At 69.7% G+C, this 22,519-nt stretch carries 17 protein-coding genes and 1 pseudogene; 9 read left to right on the top strand and 9 right to left on the bottom strand.

Annotated features, from left to right (window positions below; all coding sequences use genetic code 11):
- Positions 1-94: 94 nt before the first annotated feature.
- Positions 95-1,440: pseudogene (locus ACQHII_RS43255) on the bottom strand (IS1380 family transposase); the annotation flags it as partial.
- A 263-nt stretch (positions 1,441-1,703) separates the two neighbouring features.
- Positions 1,704-2,825 carry a LacI family DNA-binding transcriptional regulator gene (locus ACQHII_RS43250; RefSeq protein ID WP_427924395.1) on the bottom strand — a complete coding sequence of 374 codons (1,122 nt, stop codon included), beginning with the start codon at positions 2,823-2,825 and terminating at the stop codon, positions 1,704-1,706.
- Between the two features lie 100 nt (positions 2,826-2,925).
- Here ACQHII_RS43250 and ACQHII_RS43245 point away from each other — a divergent pair, with 100 nt between their 5' ends.
- Positions 2,926-5,151: an alpha-galactosidase gene (locus ACQHII_RS43245; protein WP_427924394.1), complete on the top strand. Its 2,226-nt coding sequence runs from the start codon at positions 2,926-2,928 to the stop codon at positions 5,149-5,151.
- 105 nt (positions 5,152-5,256) lie between these two features.
- Here the strand turns inward: ACQHII_RS43245 and ACQHII_RS43240 are convergent, their stop codons facing one another.
- On the bottom strand, positions 5,257-6,270 hold the full coding sequence (locus tag ACQHII_RS43240) for a hydroxyacid dehydrogenase (RefSeq protein WP_427924393.1): 1,014 nt from the start codon (positions 6,268-6,270) through the stop codon (positions 5,257-5,259).
- A 360-nt stretch (positions 6,271-6,630) separates the two neighbouring features.
- Between ACQHII_RS43240 and ACQHII_RS43235 the strand changes: the two genes are divergently transcribed.
- The 7 genes from ACQHII_RS43235 (at position 6,631) to ACQHII_RS43205 (ending at position 17,000) form a co-directional block, all read left to right on the top strand.
- Positions 6,631-7,962, top strand: coding sequence for an ABC transporter substrate-binding protein (locus tag ACQHII_RS43235; protein ID WP_427924392.1), 1,332 nt, complete (start codon positions 6,631-6,633; stop codon positions 7,960-7,962).
- An 83-nt stretch (positions 7,963-8,045) separates the two neighbouring features.
- A complete protein-coding gene (locus ACQHII_RS43230) occupies positions 8,046-9,005 on the top strand; it encodes a carbohydrate ABC transporter permease (RefSeq protein ID WP_427924391.1) in 960 nt (319 codons plus the stop codon).
- Between the two features lie 26 nt (positions 9,006-9,031).
- On the top strand, positions 9,032-9,871 hold the full coding sequence (locus ACQHII_RS43225; RefSeq protein WP_427925533.1) for a carbohydrate ABC transporter permease: 840 nt from the start codon (positions 9,032-9,034) through the stop codon (positions 9,869-9,871).
- A 49-nt stretch (positions 9,872-9,920) separates the two neighbouring features.
- Positions 9,921-13,316 carry a Tat pathway signal sequence domain protein gene (locus tag ACQHII_RS43220; RefSeq protein WP_427924390.1) on the top strand — a complete coding sequence of 1,132 codons (3,396 nt, stop codon included), beginning with the start codon at positions 9,921-9,923 and terminating at the stop codon, positions 13,314-13,316.
- A gap of 45 nt (positions 13,317-13,361) precedes the next feature.
- On the top strand, positions 13,362-14,585 hold the full coding sequence (locus ACQHII_RS43215; protein WP_427924389.1) for an alginate lyase family protein: 1,224 nt from the start codon (positions 13,362-13,364) through the stop codon (positions 14,583-14,585).
- Between the two features lie 19 nt (positions 14,586-14,604).
- Positions 14,605-16,197 carry a glycoside hydrolase family 43 protein gene (locus tag ACQHII_RS43210; RefSeq protein WP_427924388.1) on the top strand — a complete coding sequence of 531 codons (1,593 nt, stop codon included), beginning with the start codon at positions 14,605-14,607 and terminating at the stop codon, positions 16,195-16,197.
- The gene (locus ACQHII_RS43205; RefSeq protein ID WP_427924387.1) at positions 16,194-17,000 is read left to right on the top strand and encodes an alpha/beta fold hydrolase; all 807 of its coding nucleotides are present in this window, start codon (positions 16,194-16,196) and stop codon (positions 16,998-17,000) included. Before ACQHII_RS43210 ends, ACQHII_RS43205 begins: the two co-directional genes overlap by 4 nt.
- Positions 17,001-17,057: 57 nt before the next feature.
- Here ACQHII_RS43205 and ACQHII_RS43200 read toward each other — a convergent pair whose 3' ends face one another.
- The 5 genes from ACQHII_RS43200 to ACQHII_RS43180 form a co-directional block, all read right to left on the bottom strand.
- Positions 17,058-17,342 carry a hypothetical protein gene (locus ACQHII_RS43200; protein WP_427924386.1) on the bottom strand — a complete coding sequence of 95 codons (285 nt, stop codon included), beginning with the start codon at positions 17,340-17,342 and terminating at the stop codon, positions 17,058-17,060.
- Positions 17,329-18,288 carry a hypothetical protein gene (locus ACQHII_RS43195; protein ID WP_427924385.1) on the bottom strand — a complete coding sequence of 320 codons (960 nt, stop codon included), beginning with the start codon at positions 18,286-18,288 and terminating at the stop codon, positions 17,329-17,331. Before ACQHII_RS43195 ends, ACQHII_RS43200 begins: the two co-directional genes overlap by 14 nt.
- The gene (locus ACQHII_RS43190) at positions 18,281-18,511 is read right to left on the bottom strand and encodes a hypothetical protein (RefSeq protein ID WP_427924384.1); all 231 of its coding nucleotides are present in this window, start codon (positions 18,509-18,511) and stop codon (positions 18,281-18,283) included. The genes ACQHII_RS43195 and ACQHII_RS43190 overlap by 8 nt, the downstream gene beginning before the upstream one ends.
- Positions 18,512-18,616: 105 nt before the next feature.
- Positions 18,617-18,778 carry a hypothetical protein gene (locus ACQHII_RS43185; protein ID WP_427924383.1) on the bottom strand — a complete coding sequence of 54 codons (162 nt, stop codon included), beginning with the start codon at positions 18,776-18,778 and terminating at the stop codon, positions 18,617-18,619.
- A gap of 502 nt (positions 18,779-19,280) precedes the next feature.
- Positions 19,281-20,033: an NADPH-dependent F420 reductase gene (locus tag ACQHII_RS43180; protein WP_427924382.1), complete on the bottom strand. Its 753-nt coding sequence runs from the start codon at positions 20,031-20,033 to the stop codon at positions 19,281-19,283.
- Positions 20,034-20,124: 91 nt separating this feature from the next.
- Between ACQHII_RS43180 and ACQHII_RS43175 the strand changes: the two genes are divergently transcribed.
- Positions 20,125-20,535: a winged helix-turn-helix transcriptional regulator gene (locus tag ACQHII_RS43175; protein ID WP_427924381.1), complete on the top strand. Its 411-nt coding sequence runs from the start codon at positions 20,125-20,127 to the stop codon at positions 20,533-20,535.
- A gap of 32 nt (positions 20,536-20,567) precedes the next feature.
- On the opposite strand, the gene ACQHII_RS43170 is transcribed toward ACQHII_RS43175, so the two are convergent.
- Positions 20,568-22,157: a sigma-70 family RNA polymerase sigma factor gene (locus ACQHII_RS43170; protein ID WP_427924380.1), complete on the bottom strand. Its 1,590-nt coding sequence runs from the start codon at positions 22,155-22,157 to the stop codon at positions 20,568-20,570.
- Positions 22,158-22,519: the final 362 nt, after the last annotated feature.

The following is a 22,519-nucleotide window of genomic DNA, read 5'->3' as shown; positions in this document are numbered from 1 at the left end:
TCGGAGCTACGGCGGTCAGCGAACTGTCGGCATCGGTCGTGCGGGGTCAGCATCATGGGTTCGGTTTCATTGGTTCGTGGGACGGGTTCCTTTTTCAAAGAGTGTGAGCATCCGCGGTCGCGGTGGTCGAAGTGTCCTCATCTTTACAGGGTTCGTTATCGGTCTGCTTCGGGGAGTCAGGCGGAGGAGTCGGGGGCCATCGGGCGGGCAGGCGGAGCCAGCGGCGGCGGCCGGTGTTCACGAGCTGCGCGGCGGTGGAGCACAGCCGCAGCCGCAGTTTCTTGACCTCCGAGCGGCGGACCTCGCCGGTCAGCGCGAGCATGGGCATTCCGGCGAGGATGTCGAGTGCGAGGGAGACGATCTCCAGCCAGATCCTGTTTTATGCCGTGTCGTGCAGCGGCCGGTGGCGCGGGCCCCTCGGATGCGGTCTTCGCAGCGTGCCTGGCTGCGGTGACGCAGTTCGAGGTCGGCGAGCTGGCCGTCCTTGGTGTTGGTCGCGAAGCAGGTGAGCCGCAGTCCGTCGAGATCGGTGAAGCGCAACTGGGTGCCGGGGTGCGGGCGTTCCTTGCGGACGATCAGTCGCATGCCCGTGGGCCAGGTGCTCAGGTCGGGCATGTCGGTGATCTCCGCGACCCAGGCTCCGGGCCGTTCGGTACCGCCCGCGTCGTAGGCCGGTGTCCACGGCTTCTTCGGGATCTTCAGGACGGCCTGGTGGATGGCGTCGGTGATGGTCATCCCGACGGAATACGACAGCCATCGCCCGCGCCGGGAGAGCCAATCGAGGCAGGCGTGGGTACCGCCGCCGGAGTCGGTGCGGGTCAGCGTCCGCCGTCCCCGCCGCAGGCGTTGGGGCAGCTGGGCCAGGGCAAGTTGGGCGGTTTCGATGTGGTCGGCTGCGGTGTCGGAGCCCGCGTTGCCAGGCCGCAGCAGGGCCGCCACCGGCTCTCCGGACCCGGCTGGGCCCTGGCCGACCCGACGAACGCGACGAACGCGACGAACGCGACGAACGCGACGAACGGGTGATGGCCGAAGGGCCTCTTCCAGGTCTCGGTGGCGTCCTGCTTCTCGGAGTGCGCGAGCACCAGCACCCCGTCGATGTCCACGGTCCCGTCCCCTGGCCGCCGGCGGCCGGACTGCTTGCCCCGGCCAACTCCCAGCCCCTCAGGCGCACTTCGGAACGTGCGCCCCGGATCGCCGCCAGGGCGTTCGGGCCAGACGCGGCGAGCGCGTCGACGAGGCGGGAGATGGACGGATCGGAGGCCACGGGCCGAACACGGCCGGCTCGGCCCGCAGTACGCCCACGTCGGCCGGACAGTCGCCGCCGAGTGCGACGGGCAAAGCCACATACAGCAGGATCTTGCCCGGATCGCGCACAGCCCGCGGCTTGCGCCACGGCGCCATTGCCGCGGATATCGCGGCGCCGGCCTCGATCTTGCGTGAGGGTCCGTCGACGGAGTTGGCGGGCCTTTCCGTTTTTCCCGGGCGGGTGGTGAGCAGGCCGGTGACTCGATGAGCCTGCCGGTGAGTGCAGCGAGTCCTGTCGTCGCAGTTCCAGGGCACCTTCCGCGTTTCTGATCAACCCCTGGACAGCCCACCTCGTGAAAGCGCGAGGCCAGTTCTCACGGACGGAGAATTGACCACCCGTCCCGTGGTGCGGACTCCGGACGGCCGCTGGAGCTCCTGGGTACCAATGTGCCCGGTCGTCAGGACGCGCCCCCCGGCGGCCGTACCGACTGCCGGATCACCAACTGTGTGCTCAGCACCACGTGGTCGTCGGCGAGAGACGGGTCCCGCTCCAACGCCAGGCGCACCGCGGTGCGTCCAAGTTCCTCATAAGGCACGCGAATCGTGGTGAGCGCGGGCGTCAGGTCGGTGGCGAAAGGGACATCGTCGAACCCGACCAGGGACACGTCGCGGGGCACGTCCAGACCAGCCTCACGCAGCGCGGCCAGAGCGCCCACGGCCACCATGTCGGTGCCGGCGAAGATCGCCGTGAAGTCCCGCCCTTCCTCCAGCGCGGCCCGGGTCCGCTGGTAGCCGGAGACTCTGGTGTACGACCCGGAGACGTCCAGTTCCTCGGCGTAAGGCACGCCGTGCGCCCGCAGTGCCTGGAGGTATCCGGTTCGGCGCTGCTCGGCGCTGCTCATGAGGGGATCGCCGCCCAGGAACAGGACGCGCCGGTGTCCCATGCCGAGGAGGTGGTCGACGGCCTGGAAAGCGCCACCGCGGTTGTCGTAGTCCACCACCGTCACCGGCAGACTGGACGCGAGCGGCGGACGGCCGCACAGCACCAGGCGGGAACCGGCTGCGTCCAACACTCTGGCGTACTCCGCCATGCGCTCCTGATACTTGTCGTCCACCACGGCTCCTCCGACGAGGACCACCGCGGCGGCGTGCTGCTCGCGCATGAGCTGCACCAGGTCGTCCTCGCGGGCCCGGTCGTTGTGGGTGACGCAGACCAGACTCAGCCTCCCGCGCGCGGCCGCCTCCTGCTCCACCCCCGCGGCGGCATGGGCGAGAGAGGGGCCGGTGATGTCCTGAAGGACCATCGCGATGGGACCCGCGACTCCGCCGGAGAGGGCTTTCGCATGGACGTTCACCACGTAGTGCAGTGACTCGACCGCCGCCATGACCCGGGCGCGGGTGGCCTCGGACACCGGATAGTTTCCGGCGAGCGCTCGGGAAACGGTTGCTACCGACACGCCTGCCTTCACGGCGACATCACGAATCGTGCTGGGTCCGTCATTCGGGCCATTTCCACGTCGGCGCCTGCGGGGCTGCCTGGGTCCAGAGCCCGTTGGAGCACTGCTTCCGTTGTCCGTCACGGCTCGACGTTACTGCATGTGACGCCTCTTGTGATCGGCCGGTGCACAAACTAGCGTCTTCGAGCAGTAATCGTTTACCTCCACCTTCGGAGTCGCCACCGTGTCCGTCACCCACCTGCGCTGGGGAACCGACGAGCTGTCCCTGCTCCTGTCCCTCGACACGGCCGGTCCGGTCAGAGTCCTGGCAGCGGGCGACGCGGCCGCACTGCCCGATCCGGCCCGTGAGCCCGACCTGTGCACTCTGCTCATGCACCGCGCCCTTCCGCTGGTCGAGATCCAGACCGCGGGCAGCGGGCGTCTGGGCACCTCGGGCAAGCGCCATGTGGACGGCGCCGCGTCACTTGCCCTGCGGTACACCGGCCACGAGGAGGTTCACGAGCAGCACGGGGGCGGGGACGTACAGACTCTGCGCGTGCGGATGGCCGACGAGATCAGCGGTCTGCGGGTCACCGCCGTCTGCACGCTGTGGGAGGGCATCCCGGTCCTCCGCACCGAGGCCCGCCTGGAGAACACCGGCGGGGGCCCGGTCACCTTGGAGTACGTCTCCTCCTTCGCGTACTCCAACCTCGCCCGGCACCTCGGGGACGGCGAGCGCTGGGAGGACGGTGTCGCCCTGTGGCTGGCGGCCAATCCCTGGAGCGGCGAATTCCGCTGGTCGAAAGCCACTCTGGCCGAACGCGGTCTCCACGACGTGGGCATGATGCCCTTCGGCCAGACCGGCTCCAAGAACCGGATCTCCGTGACCAGCACCGGGTCCTGGTCCTCCTCCGAGCAGCTGCCCATGGGCTGCCTGGAGGACACGCGGACCGGTCGCGCCCTGCTGTGGCAGATCGAGCACAACGGGTCCTGGCACGCCGAGGTCGCCGATCGCTTCGACGACGTGTACCTGGCACTGTCCGGGCCGACCGACCGCGAGCACCAGTGGCGGCGCGTCCTCGGCCCCGGCGAGTCCTTCCCTACCGTGCCCGCGTCGGTCGCTCTCGTCCCCGCGGGGGGCCTGGAGGCCGCGCTCGCCGCGATGACCCGGTACCGCCGCGCCACTCGCAGGCGGCACCCCGACCACCAGGGCCTGCCGGTCGTCTTCAACGACTTCATGAACAGCCTGATGGGCGAGCCGAGCACCAAGGCCCTGCTCCCTCTCGTGGACGCGGCGGCGGCAGCGGGCGCCGAGTACTTCTGCGTCGACGCCGGCTGGTACGACGCCGAGCCGCCCGGCACCGTAGGACCCGGCGGTGTACCCGGCTGGTGGGACTCGGTCGGCGAATGGACGGAATCCGCCCCACGCTTCCCCGGCGGGCTGAACGAGGTCCTGGACCACATCCGAGACGCGGGCATGGTGCCCGGGCTGTGGCTCGAACCCGAGGTGGTGGGCGTACGCAGCCCGATCGCCTCGGTCCTGCCCGACGAGGCGTTCTTCCGGCGGGACGGTGTCCGCCTGGTGGAGTGGGGCCGCCACCAGCTCGACCTGCGGCATCCGGCGGCGCGGGCGCATCTCGACGCGGTCGTGGACCGGCTGGTGCACGACTACGGCGTCGGCTACCTCAAGCTCGACTACAACATCGACATCGGCGCGGGCACCGACGGCCCCTCAAATACCGACAGTCCCGGCGACGGCCTGCTCGGTCACAACCGCGCCTACCTGGACTGGCTCGACGGCGTCCTCGACCGGCATCCCGGCCTGGTGCTGGAGAGCTGCGCGGCCGGGGGCAGCCGTACCGATCACGCCGTACTGTCCCGGCTGCCGATCCACTCCGTCACCGACCAGCAGGACTTCCGCCTGCTGCCGGCCATCGCCGCCGCGGCACCCACGGCGGTCACCCCGGAGCAGGGGGCGATCTGGGCGTACCCGCTGCCTCGGCACAGTGATGCGGAACTCGGCATGGTGATGGTCTCGGCGATGCTCGGCCGCGTCCACCTCAGCGGCCGTCCCGACCTGCTGACGTCGAATCAACTGGCCCTGGTAAAGAAGGCGTTGACCACATACAAGAGCTACCGCCACCTCCTGCCCGACACCCGCCCGCGCTGGCCGCTCGGGCTCCCCGGCTGGCGTGACGGCTGGCTCGCGCTGGCGCTGACCACGGAGGACGACGACAGCGAGAACGGCAGGACACTCCTCGCTCTGTGGCGTCGGGAAGGCGCACCCGAGACCGTGACCGTGCGACTGCCGTGGGCCGACGCCGACAGCCGGCCTCGCGTGATGTTCGAGGCGGGGCCCCCGTCGACGTACGACTGGGACGGCCGAGAGCGGAGACTGCACGTCCGCCTCCCCGCCGAGCAGTCGGCGGTCCTGCTGTCCTTCGGACCCGATCCGGACGTGCCGGTCTGAGTAGCGTGCCTCGGTAAAGCGCCTGCGGCCCCTCGGCGAACGCGAGTTCACCGAGGGGCCGATTCGCTTGACAGGGAAGGGAGTTGGTGCCGGTCCCGTTGCGCCTCAGGCGCTGATCACCAGATCCGCCCGGCGGACCTCGTGGGCGAGTTCGAGGCCGGAGGCCAGGCGTGCGAGCTCGTCGACGACCGTGCGGCCGAGCCGTTCCAGTTCGTTGCCGAGCGAGCCGGCGATGTGCGGGGTGAGGAAGACGTTGGGCAGCCGGTAGAGCGGGGATTCGGCGGGCAGCGGCTCGGGGTCGGTGACGTCGAGGACGGCGCTGATCCTTCCGCCGACCAGTTCGTCGGTGAGCGCCTCGGGGTCGATCAGGGCGCCGCGCGAGGTGTTGATCAGTACGCCGCCGTCCCTGATCAGTGCCAGCCGGTCACGGTCGAGCATCCGGTATGTCTGCGGGATGTCGGGGGCGTGCAGGCTGACGATGTCGCTGGTGCGCAGCAACTCCTCCAGGGACATGGGTACGGCGCCCATTGCTGCCGCCTCGCTGTCGTCCACGTACGGGTCGTGGAGCGCGACCGAGAGGTCGAAGGGGCGCAGGAGTTCGAGCACCCGACGGCCGACCCGCGAAGCGCCGATGACGCCGATGCGCCGACCGAGGTTGCCGACGGCCGCGTAGTCGGTGGGAGCCGGGTAGACGCGCTCGTCCCGGAAGCGTTCGCGCAGGCCGAAGGCGTCCTTGCCGGCAAACAGGATCGCGGCGAGGGTGTACTCGGCCACCGGCAGCGCGTTGGCCTCCACGGCGCTGGAGACAGTGACTCCGCGCTGCCACACCTCGTCCCCGACGAGGCTGCGCACGCTCCCCGCCGCGTGCAGCACGGTGCGCAGCCGGGGCGCGACGGCGAGCGCCTCGGCGCCGATGTGCGGGCAGCCCCATCCGGTGATCAGTACCTCGGCCTCGGCCAGCGCGGCGTGCGCGGCCGGGTCGGCGAAGTCCTGGACGACGAGCGCGGGGTCGATGTGGACCAGTTCCACCAGCCGTGCCATCAGGTGGGGCGGAAGAAGCTCGGGCAGGTGCACCGGGTTCATCGCGAACACGGCTGAGGGCAGGTGTGGGCTGGGCATGGGGCTCCTGCTTCGAGGCGGTGAGTGATCGGGTTCAGTAAACGTATTCCACGCTAGAGACGGTTTCGGCCACAGGTCAATGGGCGCGACGGAGGTCACGGCCATGCATCGGAAGCGTTCCCCGAAGTGGCCAGACACCACGTCTGCGCAGATCAGGGCAGGCAAGAGGTAACTCGTTTGAAAGTTCGACGAAACAATCCGGCCTCGCCTCTTGTGGTTCCGGCCACTCGCACCTTACGGTCCACCAAGCAAACGGTTACTTCCCGTTCACAGGCAGGGCGTCCTGTCCCCTGTCTCGCTGACCACCGCGCCGGCCGGCCCCCACACCGCACGCGCCGTTCTGTCCCCTGTGGAGGACCGATGACCACGTTCCGTGCCAGAACCCTCGCCTCGTCGGCCGCGGCCGCTTCCCTCTGTCTTGTTCTCGCCGCCTGTTCCGGCGGCGGCGACACGAGCACCGGGGCGCAGCCGAGCACCAAGGGCAAGGTCAAGCTCCAGTTCTGGAGTTGGACCGAAGGCATCGAGGCGCAGGTCAAGACCTGGAACAAGACCCACCCCGACACGCAGGTGGAGTTCTCGCAGGAGGCCGGTGACACCGTCTACCAGAAGCTGCGGGCCGCGGTGAAGGCGGGCACCGCGCCGTGTCTGTCCAAGATGGACGGGCAGGACCTGGCGACGTTCGCCGCCGACGGCCTGCTCACCGACATCAGCAAGACCGCCGCCCAGTACAAGAGCGCGTACACGACCGCCGCGTGGAACGCGGTCAGCCCGGGCGGCACCACGTACGGCATCCCGATGGGCTCGTCCCCGCTGTTCACCGCGTACCGCGCCGACCTGTTCCAGAAGTACGGGATCGCCAAGGCCCCGGCCACCTGGGACGAGTTGATCGCGGACGGCATCGCGATCCAGAAGAAGAACAAGAACATCAAGATCTTCAACATGGCCGGCGAGGACCCCAGCACCCTGGTGGACCTGTCCTGGCAGGCGGGCGCCTCCTGGTACAAGGTGGACGGCGACCAGTGGAAGATCGGCTTCACGACCCCCGAGGCCCTCAAGGCCGGTGACGTGGTCCAGCAGCTCATCGACCACAACCTGGCGTCCAACGCCTCCTACGCCGACCCGGGCGTCTTCAAGACCTGGGACCTCGGCAAGACCATCCTGATGACCACCTCCACCTGGCAGTTGCCGATCTACAACACCAACTTCCCCAAGTCCAAGGGCAAGTGGCAGCTCGCCGACGCCCCGCTGTTCGACACCGCGACGCCCCGCACCTCCAGCTTCTTCGACACCACCGCCGTGCTGAAGGGCTGCAAGTACCCCGACCGCGCCGCCCAGTTCGCGGCCTGGCTGAGCAGCAGCAAGGAGTCGGTGACCACGCTGACCGACCCCGCGTCCAAGTCCGGCCTGTTCCCCGCGCTCAAGGACGTCACCCCGTACGTCGACAAGATCATCCCGACCGAGATGTTCAACGGGAAGTCCGACAGCGCCCAGATCATCACCACGGCCGCGTCCCGGGTGGGCGACCAGTGGCAGTACGGCCCCGACTACGCCGACATGTTCGCGGAGATGCAGAAGGACTGGGGCAAGGTCATCAAGAAGCAGATGACCGTCAAGGACATGCTCACCCACCTCCAGTCGTGGACCCTCTCCGACCTGAAGAGCAAGGGCATCAACGCCTCCGCCGCGAACTGACGCCACCGCCCCGAGCCAGGGCCCAGGCCCGGCGGCGCCGGTGCCGGCTCGACGTACAGCGCACCCGACCGTAGGAGAGATCCGTGTCCACCGCCCTGCGGCGCAGCAGCGCCGCACCTCCCGCCCCCGTGTCCGGACGGACCGCCGTCCCGCGATCCGCGCGAGCGCGGGGAGCGTACAAAGGGCTGCTGTTCACGCTGCCCTTCCTGGCCGGTTTCCTGGCGACGTACGTCATCCCCATCGGCTACGCCATCTACCAGAGCCTTTACCAGAAGAGGAGTTCGGGCCTGGGCTTCGGCCCGACCCGGACGGTCTTCACCGGGTTCGCCAACTTCGCCGACACGTTCTCGGACACCTCGTTCTGGTCGAGCATCGTCCGGGTGGTCCTGCTGGGGGCCGTGCAGATTCCGGTCATGCTCGGCATCTCGCTGCTGATGGCCCTGCTTCTCGACAGCGTGGCCGCCCGTGCGGTGCGGTTCTTCCGTTCCGCGCTGCTGATCCCCTACGTCATCCCGACCGTGGTCTCCACCCTGATCTGGCTGTTCCTGTACAGCCCGACCGGCAGCCCGATCCACGACGTACTGGGCGACGTCGGCGCCGACTTCGACTTCTTCGGCGGCTTCACCACCTACCTGGCCCTCGGCAACGTACTCACCTGGCAGGGCATCGGGTTCAACATGATCCTGATCTCCGCCGCACTCCAGTCGCTGCCCCGCGAGATGTACGAGGCCGCGCACCTGGACGGGGCCGGCGAGTGGCGGATCGCCTGGTCGGTGAAGGTTCCCAACATCACCGGGATCCTGGTTCTGACCGGCATGTTCTCGGTCATCGCCCGGCTCCAGCTGTTCGGCGAGCCGCTAATCCTGCGGCAGGTGGCACCGGAGTCGATCAACACCGACTTCACCCCGATGCTGACCATCTACTACAAGGCCTTCCAGACCGGCGAGTACCAGTACGCCGCCGCCCAGTCGCTGATCCTGGCGCTGGTCACCGGTGTGCTCGCCTTCGCCTACTTCCGCTTCACGAACCGGGGGGCCAAGTGAGCACCGCCACCGCAGTCAAGTCGCCGATGGCCCCGAGCCGCCGGGCGAAGGTCGTCACGACCGGTCTGCTGATCCTGTTCGTGCTGTACTCCCTGGCGCCGACCTGGTTCCTCCTGGTCTCCAGCACCAAGAACCAGACCGACCTCTACTCCACCTTCGGCCTGTGGTTCTCCGCCAACCACTTCACGGACAACCTGCACGACATCTGGGTCTACCACGACCACCTGTTCGTCCGCTGGATCGGCAACTCGATCTTCTACTCCGGCGTCGGCGCGCTCGGCTCCACGCTGATCTCCGTGGCGGCCGGCTACGGCCTGGCGAAGTTCGACTTCAAGGGCCGGGGCGCGATCTTCGGCACGATCGTGGGCGCATCTCTGCTGCCCGGCACCCTGCTGGCCCTCCCGCTGTACCTGCTCTTCGCCCAGATCGGACTGACCAACACCGTCTGGTCGGTACTGATCCCGTACTTCGTCAACCCCTTCGGCGTCTACCTCGGCAAGGTCTACGCCGACAGCTCCGTCCCGGCCGAACTACTGGAGGCGGCCCGCATCGACGGCGCGGGCGAGCTGCGGATCTTCCGGTCGATCTCGCTGAAGCTGATGACCACGGGGGCCATCACCATCTTCATGCTCGACTTCGTCGGCATCTGGAACAACTTCTTCCTCCCCCTGTTCATGCTCAACGGCGAACGTTCCTTCCCCGTCACCCTCGGCCTGTTCGCGTGGGAGAAGCAGTCCCAGTCCGGCATCAACATGAACACCCTTGTCCTGACCGGCTCGCTGCTGTCGATCGTCCCGCTCGCCGTCTTCATGTTCGCCCTCCAGAAGTACTGGCGCAGCGGCGTGCTGGTCGGCAGCGTCAAGTAGCCCTCGCCCGGCCGGACTTCACCCAGACTGCCTGACGAAAGGCACAGCCATGTCCACAGCCCCACGACGACGTGAGGTACTGAAGTACGCGGGCACCACCGGGATCGCCGCGGCCGGCATCGGCTGGCTCGCTGCACCGCCCGCCGCAGCAGCGCCCACCACCACCGCGGGCCCGGGGACCGCAACAGCGAGCGCCTGCAAGCCACTTGACGTCATCGTCTTCGGCGACACGACCTCCGAGGCCGCTCACCACCTCGAAGCCACCCTGTCCGACACGGTCACCGGCGGCCTCGGCCAGAAGGCCCGCGTCCTCAGACCCGCCGACACGGCCTCGTACTGGGGCGGCACCCTCACCTTCGACGCCAAGGTCAGCCCCACCGGCACCACGTACGTGACGGTCCGGCTCTGGGGCGACGACCACGACTCCTCGGCCACCGAGGCCGGCTTCGGCTCGAACAACTGGCGGCTCCAGTTGTTCTGCGAGGGCCTCCAGATCGGCTACCAGGACGAGGGCGCGGTCGACAGCCTGGACATCCTCGACACCGCACCCCGTGTCCCGGGCCGGTTCTTCTTCCACACCCTCCCGCTCCCGGAGAAGCTGACCAAGGGCAAGAAGAAGGTGAGCCTGGAGATCCGCTCAATGGGCCGCATCTGGTCCTACGGCCAGAACCAGGCCCAGCTCTACTACAACCAGACCACCCCCTCCCGCGGCATCTACCGCCTCTACACCCACACCGACCCCTACTTCGTACCGCCCAGGGGCGAGGTCCAGGGCCCGGCCCCGACACCCGTGCCGCGCACCACGGGCGCGGAGGTGCTGGACGCAGTCAAGGCGCGGGTCCAGAAGGAACAGACCGCCCTGCTCACGACCGCCACTCCCGCCGCCATGGACGGCTGGGCGATGCAGTCGCTCGCCGAGGGCTATCTGTGGTCCGGCAGCCCCGCCTACCAGCAGGACGCCGCCGTGGAACGGGTCCTCCAGGCCATCGACGGCCGGTACATGGCCTGGCAGTCCGACGACACCGTACTCACCGGCTCCGACCAGCAGTGGCAGGGCTTCGGCCGGGTCGGCCTGTGCCTGGCCCTGCTCTGGGACCACCTCGGCGACAGACTGGACGCCAAGGTCACCGGCTCCCCCTACGAGATAGCCAACGCCGGCTTCGAGGACGGCGGTTCGACGCCCACGTCCTGGGTCCAGCCCGGCTGGGCCACCGGTGGCGGCGGCACCTGGTCCCGCGACACGACCGTCGCGCGCACCGGCTCCGCCTCCCTCAAGCTCACCGCCACGACCGCCGGCGGCTACAGCTACGTCAACTCCGCGCCCAGGACCAAGGTCGGCGCGGGCACCTACACCTACGGCGCCTGGATCAAGACGGACGGCGTCACCGGACTCGGCGCCCACATCGACCCGCTCTTCTTCGACGCGAGCGGCACTCTCGTGGGCAGCGACCACAAGGTGTACTCCACCACCGGCACCCACGACTGGGAGTACGTCTCCCTCGACCTTGAGACCCCAGCCGGGGCAACCCAGTTCGAACTCCATCTGCGCCTCACCGGCCCCGGCACCGCCTGGTTCGACTCCGTCGACCTCGTCAAGCCGACCGAACTGCGCAACCCGAGCTTCGAGGACGGCGGCGACACTCCCACCGCCTGGGTCCGCCCCGGCTGGGCCTCCGCCGGCACCTGGTCCCGGGACACGACCGTCGCGCGCACCGGCTCAGCGTCCCTCAAGCTCACCGCCACCGGCGACGACGGCTACAGCTACGTCTACGCCACCCCCAAGGTCCAGGTGGACACGGGCACTTACACCTACGGCGCCTGGATCAGGACCGACGGCGTGACCGGCCTCGGCGCCCACATCGACCCGCTGTTCTACGACGCGAGCGGCACGATCGTCGGCGGCGACCACAAGAAGTACGCCACCACCGGGACGCACGACTGGGAGTACGTCTCCCTCGACCTCGCGACCCCGGACGGCGCCACCCAGGTCGAGTTCCACCTCCGCCTGACCGGCCCCGGTTCGGCCTGGTTCGACGACGTCGACCTCATCGCGCCGGCCGCCGGCACCGTGGAACAGCCGGTGCGCAGGGCGGCGTACAAGACGATGCTCCAGTCCAGCCGCGACTACTGGCGCCAGCACTTCCCGCACTACTCCAACCAGTCCCAGATCTGCGCCATCGGCATCTACCAGGCCAACCGCGGCCTGGGGCTGCTGGACCCGGACCTCGCCCTTTCCGAGGCCAAGGCGCGCGACTACCTGTACCAGTCCATCGGTTCGGTGCCCTACCTCGGCCCGGAGGACGCGGACGGCAACCCGACCAAGCCGCTCGGCGCGGACTACTACCAGGTCACCAAGGCGGGGCTGACCCGCGAACTGGGCTATGTCGGCAGCTACGGCGAGGTCACCGACTGGCTGGTCATGATGTACGAGTCGGTGACCCGGGGCCACGGCGGCCAGGACGCCCCCGAACTGCGCGAGCAGATGGTCAAGATGGTCAAGGCGCGCGGCCGGTTCCGCGTCGTCGACGTGGACGAGGACAACGCCCGGGTCGCCCGCACCGAGACCGTCATCGGCTGGCGCAACGAGGTCTACCCCGGCGCGATCGCGTACGCCTCCCGCACCGCCTGGGACTCCAACCCGCTGATGTCCGCGGCCGTGTTCAAGGATCCCGAACTCGTCGGCTGGACCCAGGAGATGGTGAACGACGGCCAGCTCTGGCCGCAGCTCCAGCTCATCGCGACGTACGACTGGACCCGCGTCGGCCTCAACGCGCTGCGCCTGGTCTCGCGCGACTGGGACGACTACCAGGCGCTCGCCTCCCGCCCGGGCCGGCTGCCCACCGGCTGGGACAGTCCCGACTTCGTCTTCACCGACGAGGAGAACGGCGCCGTGGCGGTCAAGCACGGCAGGGAACTCCTCTTCGCCTCGCTCTACTGGCGGGCCCGCCAGGGCGTCAACGACTACGCCCGCGTCCACCACGTCACCCCCGTCGACCAGCGCTCGGCGACGGTCCGCCAGCACTCGGCGGGCACCACCGCGGACACCTTCACCGCCCGCGACTGGATCCTGTGGGACTACGCCATCAACGACCCCGGCGCCGCGGGCCTCCCGCCCGGCGGATTCCCCCCGCCCGGCGACACCCTCCACCAGTCCCAGAAGGGCGACGTCTACCACCTCGCCCCCGTCCCGGCCGATGTCCCCGACCCCACGCTCGGCGTCCACTTCGACGGCGTGGAGACCATGCTCGTCGGCCGCGCGCCCTTCTACTACTGCGAGTACGGCGACTACCTGATCGCCATGAACACCAGCACCGACAAGGTCTTCACCCTCCCCGCCCGCCAGGACTTCGGCCCCGCCCGCGACCTGGCCACCGGAAAGACCGTCGGCGCCGGCACCCGCCCCAAGGTCGGCCCGCGCAGCACCCTCGTCCTGCGCCGCGTCTGACCCCCTCCTTCCCCCGTACTCAGCGTCGAGTCGACAAGGAACCCCATGCCGAACTCCCAGCCGGCCGCTCCCGGCTCCGAACCCCGCTCCCCCGCCGACCCGTACGGTCCCTCCGCCCCGCCCAACCGCCGCCGCTTCCTCAAGCTCACCGCGATCGGCGCGGGCGCCACGGGGATGGCCGGGGCCGCCGGACTGGCGGGCGCGACCAGTGCCGCGGCCGTCACCTCCGGACTGTCCTCCCTCACCCACCCGGGCGTGCTGCACAGCCTCGCCGACCTCAACCGGATGCGCGCCAAGGTCGCCGCGGGCGCCTCCCCCTGGATCGACGGCTACAACGTCTTCGCCGCCGACTTCTTCTCCTCGTCGTCCTACGTGGTCGCGGGCGGCCGGGCCACCGTCACCCGGGGCACCAGCCCGGAGGACGGCAACATCGACCTCTGGTACGACTGCAACGCCGCGTACCAGAACGCCGTCATGTGGTACATCACCCAGGACACCGCCCACGCCTACAAGGCGCTGGAGATCATCAAGTCCTGGACCAACGCGCTGCGGACCATCAACGGCGCGGACGCCGAACTCGCCGCCGGAATCTACGGCGCCAAGCTGGCCGCCGCCGTCGAGATCATGCACTACACCGGCCCGGCGGGCAGCTGGTCGCTCTCCGAACTCGCGGCCACCGTCGCGATGTTCCAGAACATCTTCGTACCGCTCATCAACATCTACGGCGACGGCGGCTACGGCCTGATGGGCCTCAAGGGCATGCTCCAGATCGCCGTGGCCTGCGACAACCTCACCCTGTTCAACGACGCGTACAACGCCTTCTACACCAACAGCTGCTGCGGGCTGACGAAACTCGTCCAGTCCGGCACCGGCCAGTGCTGCGAGTCCGGCCGCGACCAGGGGCACACCCAGCTGATCCTGGGTTCCCTCGCGGAGATCTGCCAGACCGGCTGGATCCAGGGCCTCAACATGTTCGGCGCCTCCAACTCACTGCTGCTGTCCGGCTTCGAGTACACGGCGAAGTACAACCTCGGCGCCACCGTCCCGTACGACGCCACCTTCGGGCGGTGCAACTGGCACTGGTCGACCGTCGGGTCGGACGGGCGCGGCGAGTTCAAGCCCATCTACGAGATGGCGTACAACCACTACGTGAAGCGGGCCGGGAGGAACGCCTACTACACGACACGGGTGGCCGCCAGCCTCCGGCCGGAGGGTGCGCCGACCCAGTGCGACCAGCCCGGCTTCGGCACCCTGCTGTTCACTCTCTGACCTTCTGATCGGACTCAGTGTGATCCACAACCCCGTCCTGCGCGGCTTCGAACCCGACCCGGTGATCCTGCGGGTGGGCGACGAGGACTACTACATCGCCACCTCGACCTTCGAGTGGTATCCGGGAGTGCGGCTCCACCACTCCCGGGACCTGGTGAACTGGCGTGCGCTGGGCGGCGCGTTGGACAGCCGCCGGCTCCTGGACCTGGCCGGGGTCCCCGACTCCGGCGGGATCTGGGCACCGGGGCTGTCCTACGCGGACGGGCTGTTCCACCTGGTCTTCACGGTGGTGGACACCTACGCGGAAGGCTGGAAGGACCTGCCGAACTACGTGACCACGGCACCCTCGATCGAGGGCCCGTGGTCCGACCCGGTGCCGCTGCACAGCCGGGGTTTCGACGTCTCGCTCTTCCACGACCGGGACGGCCGCAGCTGGCTGCTCAACATGCGCTTCGACTGGCGCCCGGAGCACGACCTGTTCGCCGGGATCGAACTGCAGGAGTACGACCGCGCCTCGCACAAACTCCTCGGACAGCCCAGGACCATCACCGTGGGCACCGCCGCCGGGGTCGCCGAGGGCCCGCACCTCTATCACCGGGACGGCTGGTACTACCTCGTGCACGCCGAGGGCGGCACCGGCTACGAACACGGAGCGGCGGTCGCCCGCTCCCGCGACCTGTTCGGCCCGTACGAGCCCGACCCCGCCGGACCACTGCTCACCTCCCGGCACGATCCGACCCTCGAACTGCAGAAGGCCGGCCACTGCTCGCTCGTCGAGACCCCGGCCGGCGAGTGGTACGCCGCCCACATCACCGCCCGCCCCTACACCGAGCGGGGCCGCTGCGTGCTCGGCCGCGAGACCGCGCTCCAGCCGGTGACCTGGACGGAGGAAGCCTGGCCGCGCATCGCGGGCGCCGTCCCCGCGGTCACCGTCCCGGCGCCCGACCTTCCGCCCGCACCGTTCCCCGCGCCGCCCGCCACCGACCACTTCGACGCGCCCGTCCTCGGCCCCGACTGGTCCACCCTGCGCCGCCCGGCCGACGAGGACTGGCTCAGCCTCACCGAACGCCCCGGCCACCTGCGGATCCGCGGCGGACAGTCACCCGTCGGCCGCCGGTCCCCGAGCCTGGTCGCCCGCCGGGTCACGGCCCGACGCTGCTCGTTCGAGACCCGGGTCTCCTTCAGCCCGCGTACACCGGACCACACCGCAGGTGTCACCGCGTACTACAACACCCGCAACTGGCATTTCCTGTACGTCACTTCGGCCGACGACGGCAGCCCCGTCCTGAACGCCCTCAGCTGCGAACAGGGCACCCGCACCGCACACCCCGTCCAAGTCCCCCTGCCCCTCGGCACGTCCGTCGTCCTGCGCGCCGAACTCGACGGTCCCGCACTGCACTTCGCCTACGACACCGGCGACGGAGCCGTGCCTCTCCCGCTCGAACTCGACGCCACGGTCCTGTCCGACGAGGCCGCCGACGAGTTCCACGACGGCCAGCTGCGCGTCCTCGGCTTCACCGGCGCGATGCTCGGCCTGTGGGTCCAGGATCTCGACGGCGCGGGCGTGCACGCGGACTTCGACTGCGCCACGTACCAGGCGGTGGCCGGATGACCACGACCGTGGACCTCTTCCACACCGTCCTCGACCCGGACCCCGTCGGCGTTCCGGGCGCCAACACCCTTCTCCTGGTGCACGGTTGGGGCGGCGACGGCCGCGAGTGGTCACCGCACGCCGAGGTACTGGCCGCCGCCGGACACCGTGTGATCGTTCCGGACCTGCGCGGCCACGGCCGCTCGCCCGTGCCGGACGAGGACAACACCCCGGCGGCGATGGCCCAGGACCTGACGGCACTGATCACCCGGCTGGGCACCGGCCCTGTCGTCGCCGTCGGCCACTCCATGGGCGGCCAGGTGGTGAACCTGCTCGCCGTCCACCACCCCGACCTCGTACGGTCCGTCGTCATCCTCGACCCCGCCCACGGCGCGCACGGCGCCGAACTCGACGAGATCCCGCGCCGCCTGGCCGCGTACCGCGAGCACGGATCGGCCGCCGCCGTACCGCTGGTGGCGGGAGCGTTCTCCCCGACCGCCCCGCCCGGTCTGCGGACCGCGCACATCCGCACCATGCTCGGCACCCCCGGCCATGTCATCGCCCAGGCATACGCGGGCATGTACACGGACCCCGACGCGGTGGGCATCCGCCCGTACAGCGAGGCATACCTGCGTCGCCGTACCTGCCCCGCTCTGACGGTGTGGACCTCCGCCGCGGCCGCCGAGTGGGAACGTTCCACCCTGCGGGCTCCCGGATCCCGCGTCGACCACTGGACCGACACCGGCCACTACCTGCACGAGGAACATCCTGATCGCACCGTCCGGCTCATCGAGCGATGGGCCGCGGACCGAGGGCACGCCTGAACGAAAACGGCAGTCGCCCCGAGGCCGGCGCGGTGTTTCTGGCGGATCTTCAGCCGGTCACGCGTCCTCGACCCATCCGTACGACCGGAGTTCCGCCACCAGTTGGGCAACCGGACCGGCCGTCTCCGACGCCGGGCACCCGGCCGCCTCGCCGAGGATGATCTGGAGGTCCTGTCGGGTGCGGGGCCGGCGCAGGGCCTCCAGGACGACACGGGCGGACGCGTTGACGTGGGCGGTGGCGAAGGTGCGGGAGTCGACGACATGGGCGCCACCGTCGGGCTCCGGTTCGAGCTGGAGGTCGCTCACCAGGCGTAGCCGACCGGTGCTTTCAGCTGCGGACAAGGCCGGCCTCCGTCGAGATGAAATCGAAGTGCATGCCGGTAAGGCCGTTCCCGACGCCGAGGTGGATGCCGGCGGCGCCCTCGTTGAGGAGGCAGTTGAGACTCCAGTCGACGCGGGCCGGGTCGAGGAGTCCGGTGCCGATGGCAAGCTCGGTGACCGCACCGCCGTACTCACGGCCGCTCGTCGCATGGATTCCGTCGGCCCAGGGGCCGAAACCGCCGACGAAGCGGTTGTCCTCGATGGTCACGTACAGCGGACACGCCTTCCGCATGTCGGCGGCGATCTGTTTCGCCACGGCGAAGTGATCAGCTCTTTCACCGCGGAGTTCGCGATGTTTCGCGACCAGTACGGAATCCACTCGCAGCGTTCCGGAGACGACGAGTTCCGAGTCGACCTGTCCGGCCAGGTCCGTGGGAGACATCGCCACCTCGAAATAGTTCCCGATGGTGGAGTGCTCGTCGGGAAGGAGTTCCGTGCGCGTGCGGCTGGAAAGCTGGAGGACTTCCGGTAGCCGAATGACGAGATCCGTTCCCGGTCCGGACATACGGACTTCGTCCCTGGCGAGAAGAAGTTGGGTTATCACCCGCCGGTTGGCCGCCACCGCGCCGGACAAGTCGATGTCCGCGAATCTCTCGATCGCATATTTGGCCACGTCGAGTTCACCGGAGAAAGAGGCGAGGGAAATCCAGAGCACACTGCTCCGGGCAAAGACGTCCCGGAGTTCGAGGCGGCCGGGCAGGCGCCCGTAGTCCAGCGGTACGGCGACAGCGCGAGCGGGCGGCGCGACCTGTCCGGAGAGGATCCCGTCGAAGGTGACGGCCGTCGCCCCCAGTTCCGTCAGCCATGCGGCGAGTTCGGGTTCGTCGGTCAGCAGCGTGCCCTCCGCGCCACCGAAGACGGACCCCAGGTTGGCTTCGATGCCGTCCAGCAGCGCGTTGTCAGACATCGGCGGTCTCCCGGCCGGGCACCAGCGCCGCGAGGCAGGGACACGACGGAATGTCACCCAGATGGTTCTTGAGGATCGTCCCGGCCCTGCGCTGTACGGCCGTTGCGCCCCCAGGGCCCGCCGCCCCGGCCCCGGCACCCGGCCTGTCGGGGAGCTGCAGCGCACGCCCGTACATGTCTCCGTCGCTCGCCACACCCTCGGCCACCCAGATTCGCCTCGGCATATTCCCGGTCCCCACTGTCGGTTCACGCGCACATGGATTCACGTTGCCCGGCGGGCCGGCACCGGCACGGAGTCGGTGCCGACCGTTTTCACACTGCCCCGGCCGTCAGATGCCGTTGTAGATGATGGCCATGAGCGGCTTGGGCGTCTGCGTCTCCAAGTCCATTCCGGTTACACCCTGAACGTCGTCCAGGGCGCCGAGCACGGTGATCCGGGGCGCTTCCATGTTTCCGACGAAAAGCTGCTCGGCAACTACGATCTGAGTCATTTCTCTGCCTCCACGCAATCCCGGTTGTTCGGCCAATACTTTCACGGCCGTGCAAACAGCCTACGGAGACGGGGTGTTGAAGCAACGGGGACGTCATTTCATGGTGCAACTTTGCAGTCCGCTTGACTCCGCTCTCACCGCTCACTCACCAAGAACGGAACCAAAACTTGACCGCTGTTCCTGCTGATGCCCGTGGTCGTAAAGGGGCTCATGGGACATCCGGTCACCAAGGGCTCGCACCAGGATCACGGCAGCCGCCCCATCGCCACCGGCAAGGCTCTCCTCCTCGGTGCCGTCGAGGCCGGCCGACGCCATGGCGCCTGCCGGGCGCACCGTCGTCCGGCAGACCCTCCGGGATAGGCGCCGGGCCGCGTCACGACAGGCCCGATCGGACGTTCCCGGTGAAGTCGGCCATGGTTCGGCAACGCCGCCAGGAGGCGCGGGAATTGCTCGACCAGTCATGACGGCACCGCAGTCCGAAGGCAGCCCCGTCGCGGAGCGCTCAGAGGGCCGAGGGAGGTGTGGGTCCGCCCGCCGGTACCGGTACAGCCGAAGCGATCAGTTCGCGTACGCGGGCGGCGGACACGGGGATTCCGGGAGCCTGGAAGAACCAACGCCCGCGCTCCTCGGCGGTGTTCAGCCCCTCGGGCCAGTCGCCCAGATAGGGGTGGACGTGGATCGGGGTGTTGGGGCCGATCCGCCAGCTGTCGGCGAGGTTCCCGAGATCGACCGCGTCGTATCCGATCGTGTCCAGAAGGCCGGTCACCCGCGCCTTCGCCTCGCTGTCGTCGCCGGCGACGGCCAGCGCGCTGCGGTCGGCGGCGCCGGCGGGGCGGGCCAGGGTGAACAGCCGGCGGAAGTCGAGGTTGGTGAAGGTCTTCACCACACGCGAACCCGCCAGATGCCGCTGCACCAGCTGGCTGGAGGTCAGTTTGCCGCTCTCCAACTCCTCGATCCGGCCGTCGCGGTAGGGGTAGTAGACGGTCGTGTCGATGACCGTCCGGCCGGCCAGCGCCTGCGCGGGCAGTTGTTCGTGGTTCCGCAACGGGACCGCGGCCACGACCAGGTCACCGGCCCGCGCGGCCTCGTCCGGGGTGGCGGCCGTGGCCCGTGGGCCCAGCTCGGCGACGAGGTCGGCGAGCGTCCCGGGGCCGCGGGAGTTGCTCAGGACGACGTCCAGGCCGGCGGCGACGGCGAGCCGGGCCACCGCGGCGCCTATGTGTCCGCTGCCGATCAGTCCGAGGGTCTCGGGCATGGCTGTGCCTTTCTCGTCGATTGAAGCTTACGAAAGAATAGTACTTACTCACGATAAGCACTGCACTCGCGGGCCCCTTTACGATGTCCGCATGAGCCGAGGGACCGAGCGCGTGGCCGGAATGAGCGTGTTCGATCCGGAGTGCGTCTCACGGGAAGTGCTGGAGCACGCCACGGGCCGGTGGGGTGCGCTGACCCTCGCCGCACTGGTCGACGGCCCGCTGCGTTTCGCGGAGGTCCGGCGGCAGATCCACGGGATTTCCGACCGGATGCTCTGGCAGACCCTCCAACGCCTGGAGGACCACGGCCTGGTGACCCGCACCCCGCACCCGACGGCCGCCCGGCGCGTCGACTACGAACTCACCGCCCTCGGGCGCCCCATCGCCGAGCGCGTCTGCGACTTGATCGACGCGATCTACGACCAACTGCCCGGCATCGTCGCCCACCAGCGCGCGACCGCGGCGACGGCCGAATCATCCAACGGCGAACCCGCCTCCGACTGATCGGCCGCGCCACGCGCGTCGCCGCCGGGTCGTCAGGTCCAGGGCGTGACGACGACGAAGGAACGGCTGGCCCGGTAGGCCGCGGTCTCCTCGGCAGGGTCGAGCCACAGCTGGAGGTCGGCTCGATGGCGAAGGTAGCGGCCGGGATAGTTGTACGACTCAAGGGCGACCGACCCGGCGACGGAGCCGGATCGCGGGCAGAAGGTGGCGTCCTTGCGGAAGAGGGCCGATCCGTCGTTGACGTCCAGATGGATACGGAAGTTCTGGTGCCGTACGTAGCGGCCCGTGGCGTCCCGGAGCGAGTAGCAGGCGGAGTCGGCCAGCCCGGGAACGAACGTGAAGGTGGCGGCCTGCCGCGCGGCCGTGGAACTGCCGGTGCCGATGCGGGCCAGGACGCCGAGGTCGGCGGACTGGCTCACGTAGCCACCGGCGACGTCCACCGACCGCAGCACGTGCGGACCCGAGAACGGCCCCGTGGCCGCAGGAGTCGGCGAGGGGGACAGCGACGGTGTCGGGGACGGGGTGGGAGTCGGGGTCGGGGTCGGTGAAGTGGTCGGGCTCGGGGCCGACGGCACCGGCCGGGCGGCGGGCGAGTCCGGAGCCGCCGCGGCGGGGTGCGAGGCCGACTCGTCCGGCCTCGCGACGGTGTACCAGGCCACCCCGGCCGCGGAGAGCGTGACGGCGCCCGCGGCCACCGCGGCCAACGGCTTGACGGCCAGTCTGCCGAGGACCCGGGCCACCCGCCCCGCCCCACTCGCCGTATGCGCACTCGCGCCCGTACCCGCGCCCGCCGTCGCCCCGGGCGCCAGCGCCCTGGCCAGCACCATCCCGGCCAGGCCGACCGGCAGAGGCACCAGCGCCAGACCGCCCAGCAGCCCCTCGGCCGGTATCAGGTCGGAGGCGCTGTACATGCAGGTCGGGCAGTCACGGACATGACGGGCAAGCCGCTTGCGCCAGCGCGCGCACGGCCGCCCGTCCCAGGAGGTCACGGCGGCGGTCAGCTCCGTGCAGCGCGGTACGGCCGTCAGGGCCCGTACCACCGTGCGTGCTGCCTCCAGCCGCTCCTTCACCCGCTGGACGCGTACCGCGGCGTGTTGCGGAGTGAGGTCGCAGGCCTCCGCCAGTTCGCCGCGGGTCAGTTCGCCGGCGGACTCCAGCCACCACAGCGCGAGCACCTCGCGCTCCTCGTCCTCCAGCCAGCGCGTCGCCTCGACCGCCTCACGACGCTGGCCCGACAGCGCCAGTCGGAGAATCGCCAGATCTGCGAAGTCGGCCCGAGGGTCCGCCTCCTGGTCGCCCTCCTCCAGCAGCGCGGTGTCCGGCCGGGCCTGACGGCCGCGCCACCGGTCACGTACCTGCCGTACGGCGATGGCGACCAGCCAGGAGCGGAACCTGTCCGGCTGCTCCAGTCCGGGCAGTCCGGCCAGGACCCGCAGCATGGTCTCCTGGACCACGTCGTCGACGTCGCAGCCGCCGTCCAGTGCCCGACCGACGATGTTGTAGACCAACGGCAGGCATTCCCGGACCAGTTGCTCCGCAGCCTCCTGGTCCCCGGCCCGCGCCGCCACGACCACGGCCGCGTCCGGCCGCTCCTGCACGCCCTGCGAGCGCACCCGTTCCACGCGCCCCACCCGTCCCGTCGCCGTACCGATGTATCGAGAGGCGAACAGTCTGACAGGAGGTTCAGAGCCACAGAAACCGGTTACCCCCAGAGCTAACCTCGACGTCCTGAACGGCCCGGTCAGTTCCCGGGGTGGTTCTCGCGGTCCTCGAGGGCGCTGATGGCGGTCGCGGTGAGGCTGTTGGTGATGTGGTCGCGCATGAGCTGCGCGGCCTCCGCCGCCCGTCCTGCCACGACGAGGGCGACGAGGGCGACGAGGGCGACGGTGTTCCTCCAGGTCGCGGGTGCGAGGTCCGTCGCCGGGCGGGAGGTCGAGGCCGAGGCGGCGGTAGCGGTCGGACTTGTCGCACAGATCGTCCAGGA

The sequence above is a fragment of the Streptomyces sp. cg40 genome (genome assembly GCF_050320165.1).
Taxonomy (GTDB): Bacteria; Actinomycetota; Actinomycetes; order Streptomycetales; family Streptomycetaceae; genus Streptomyces; species Streptomyces hokutonensis.
The sequence above is the reverse complement of the archived record's forward strand: the minus strand, read 5'-3'. Positions and strand labels throughout refer to the sequence as shown.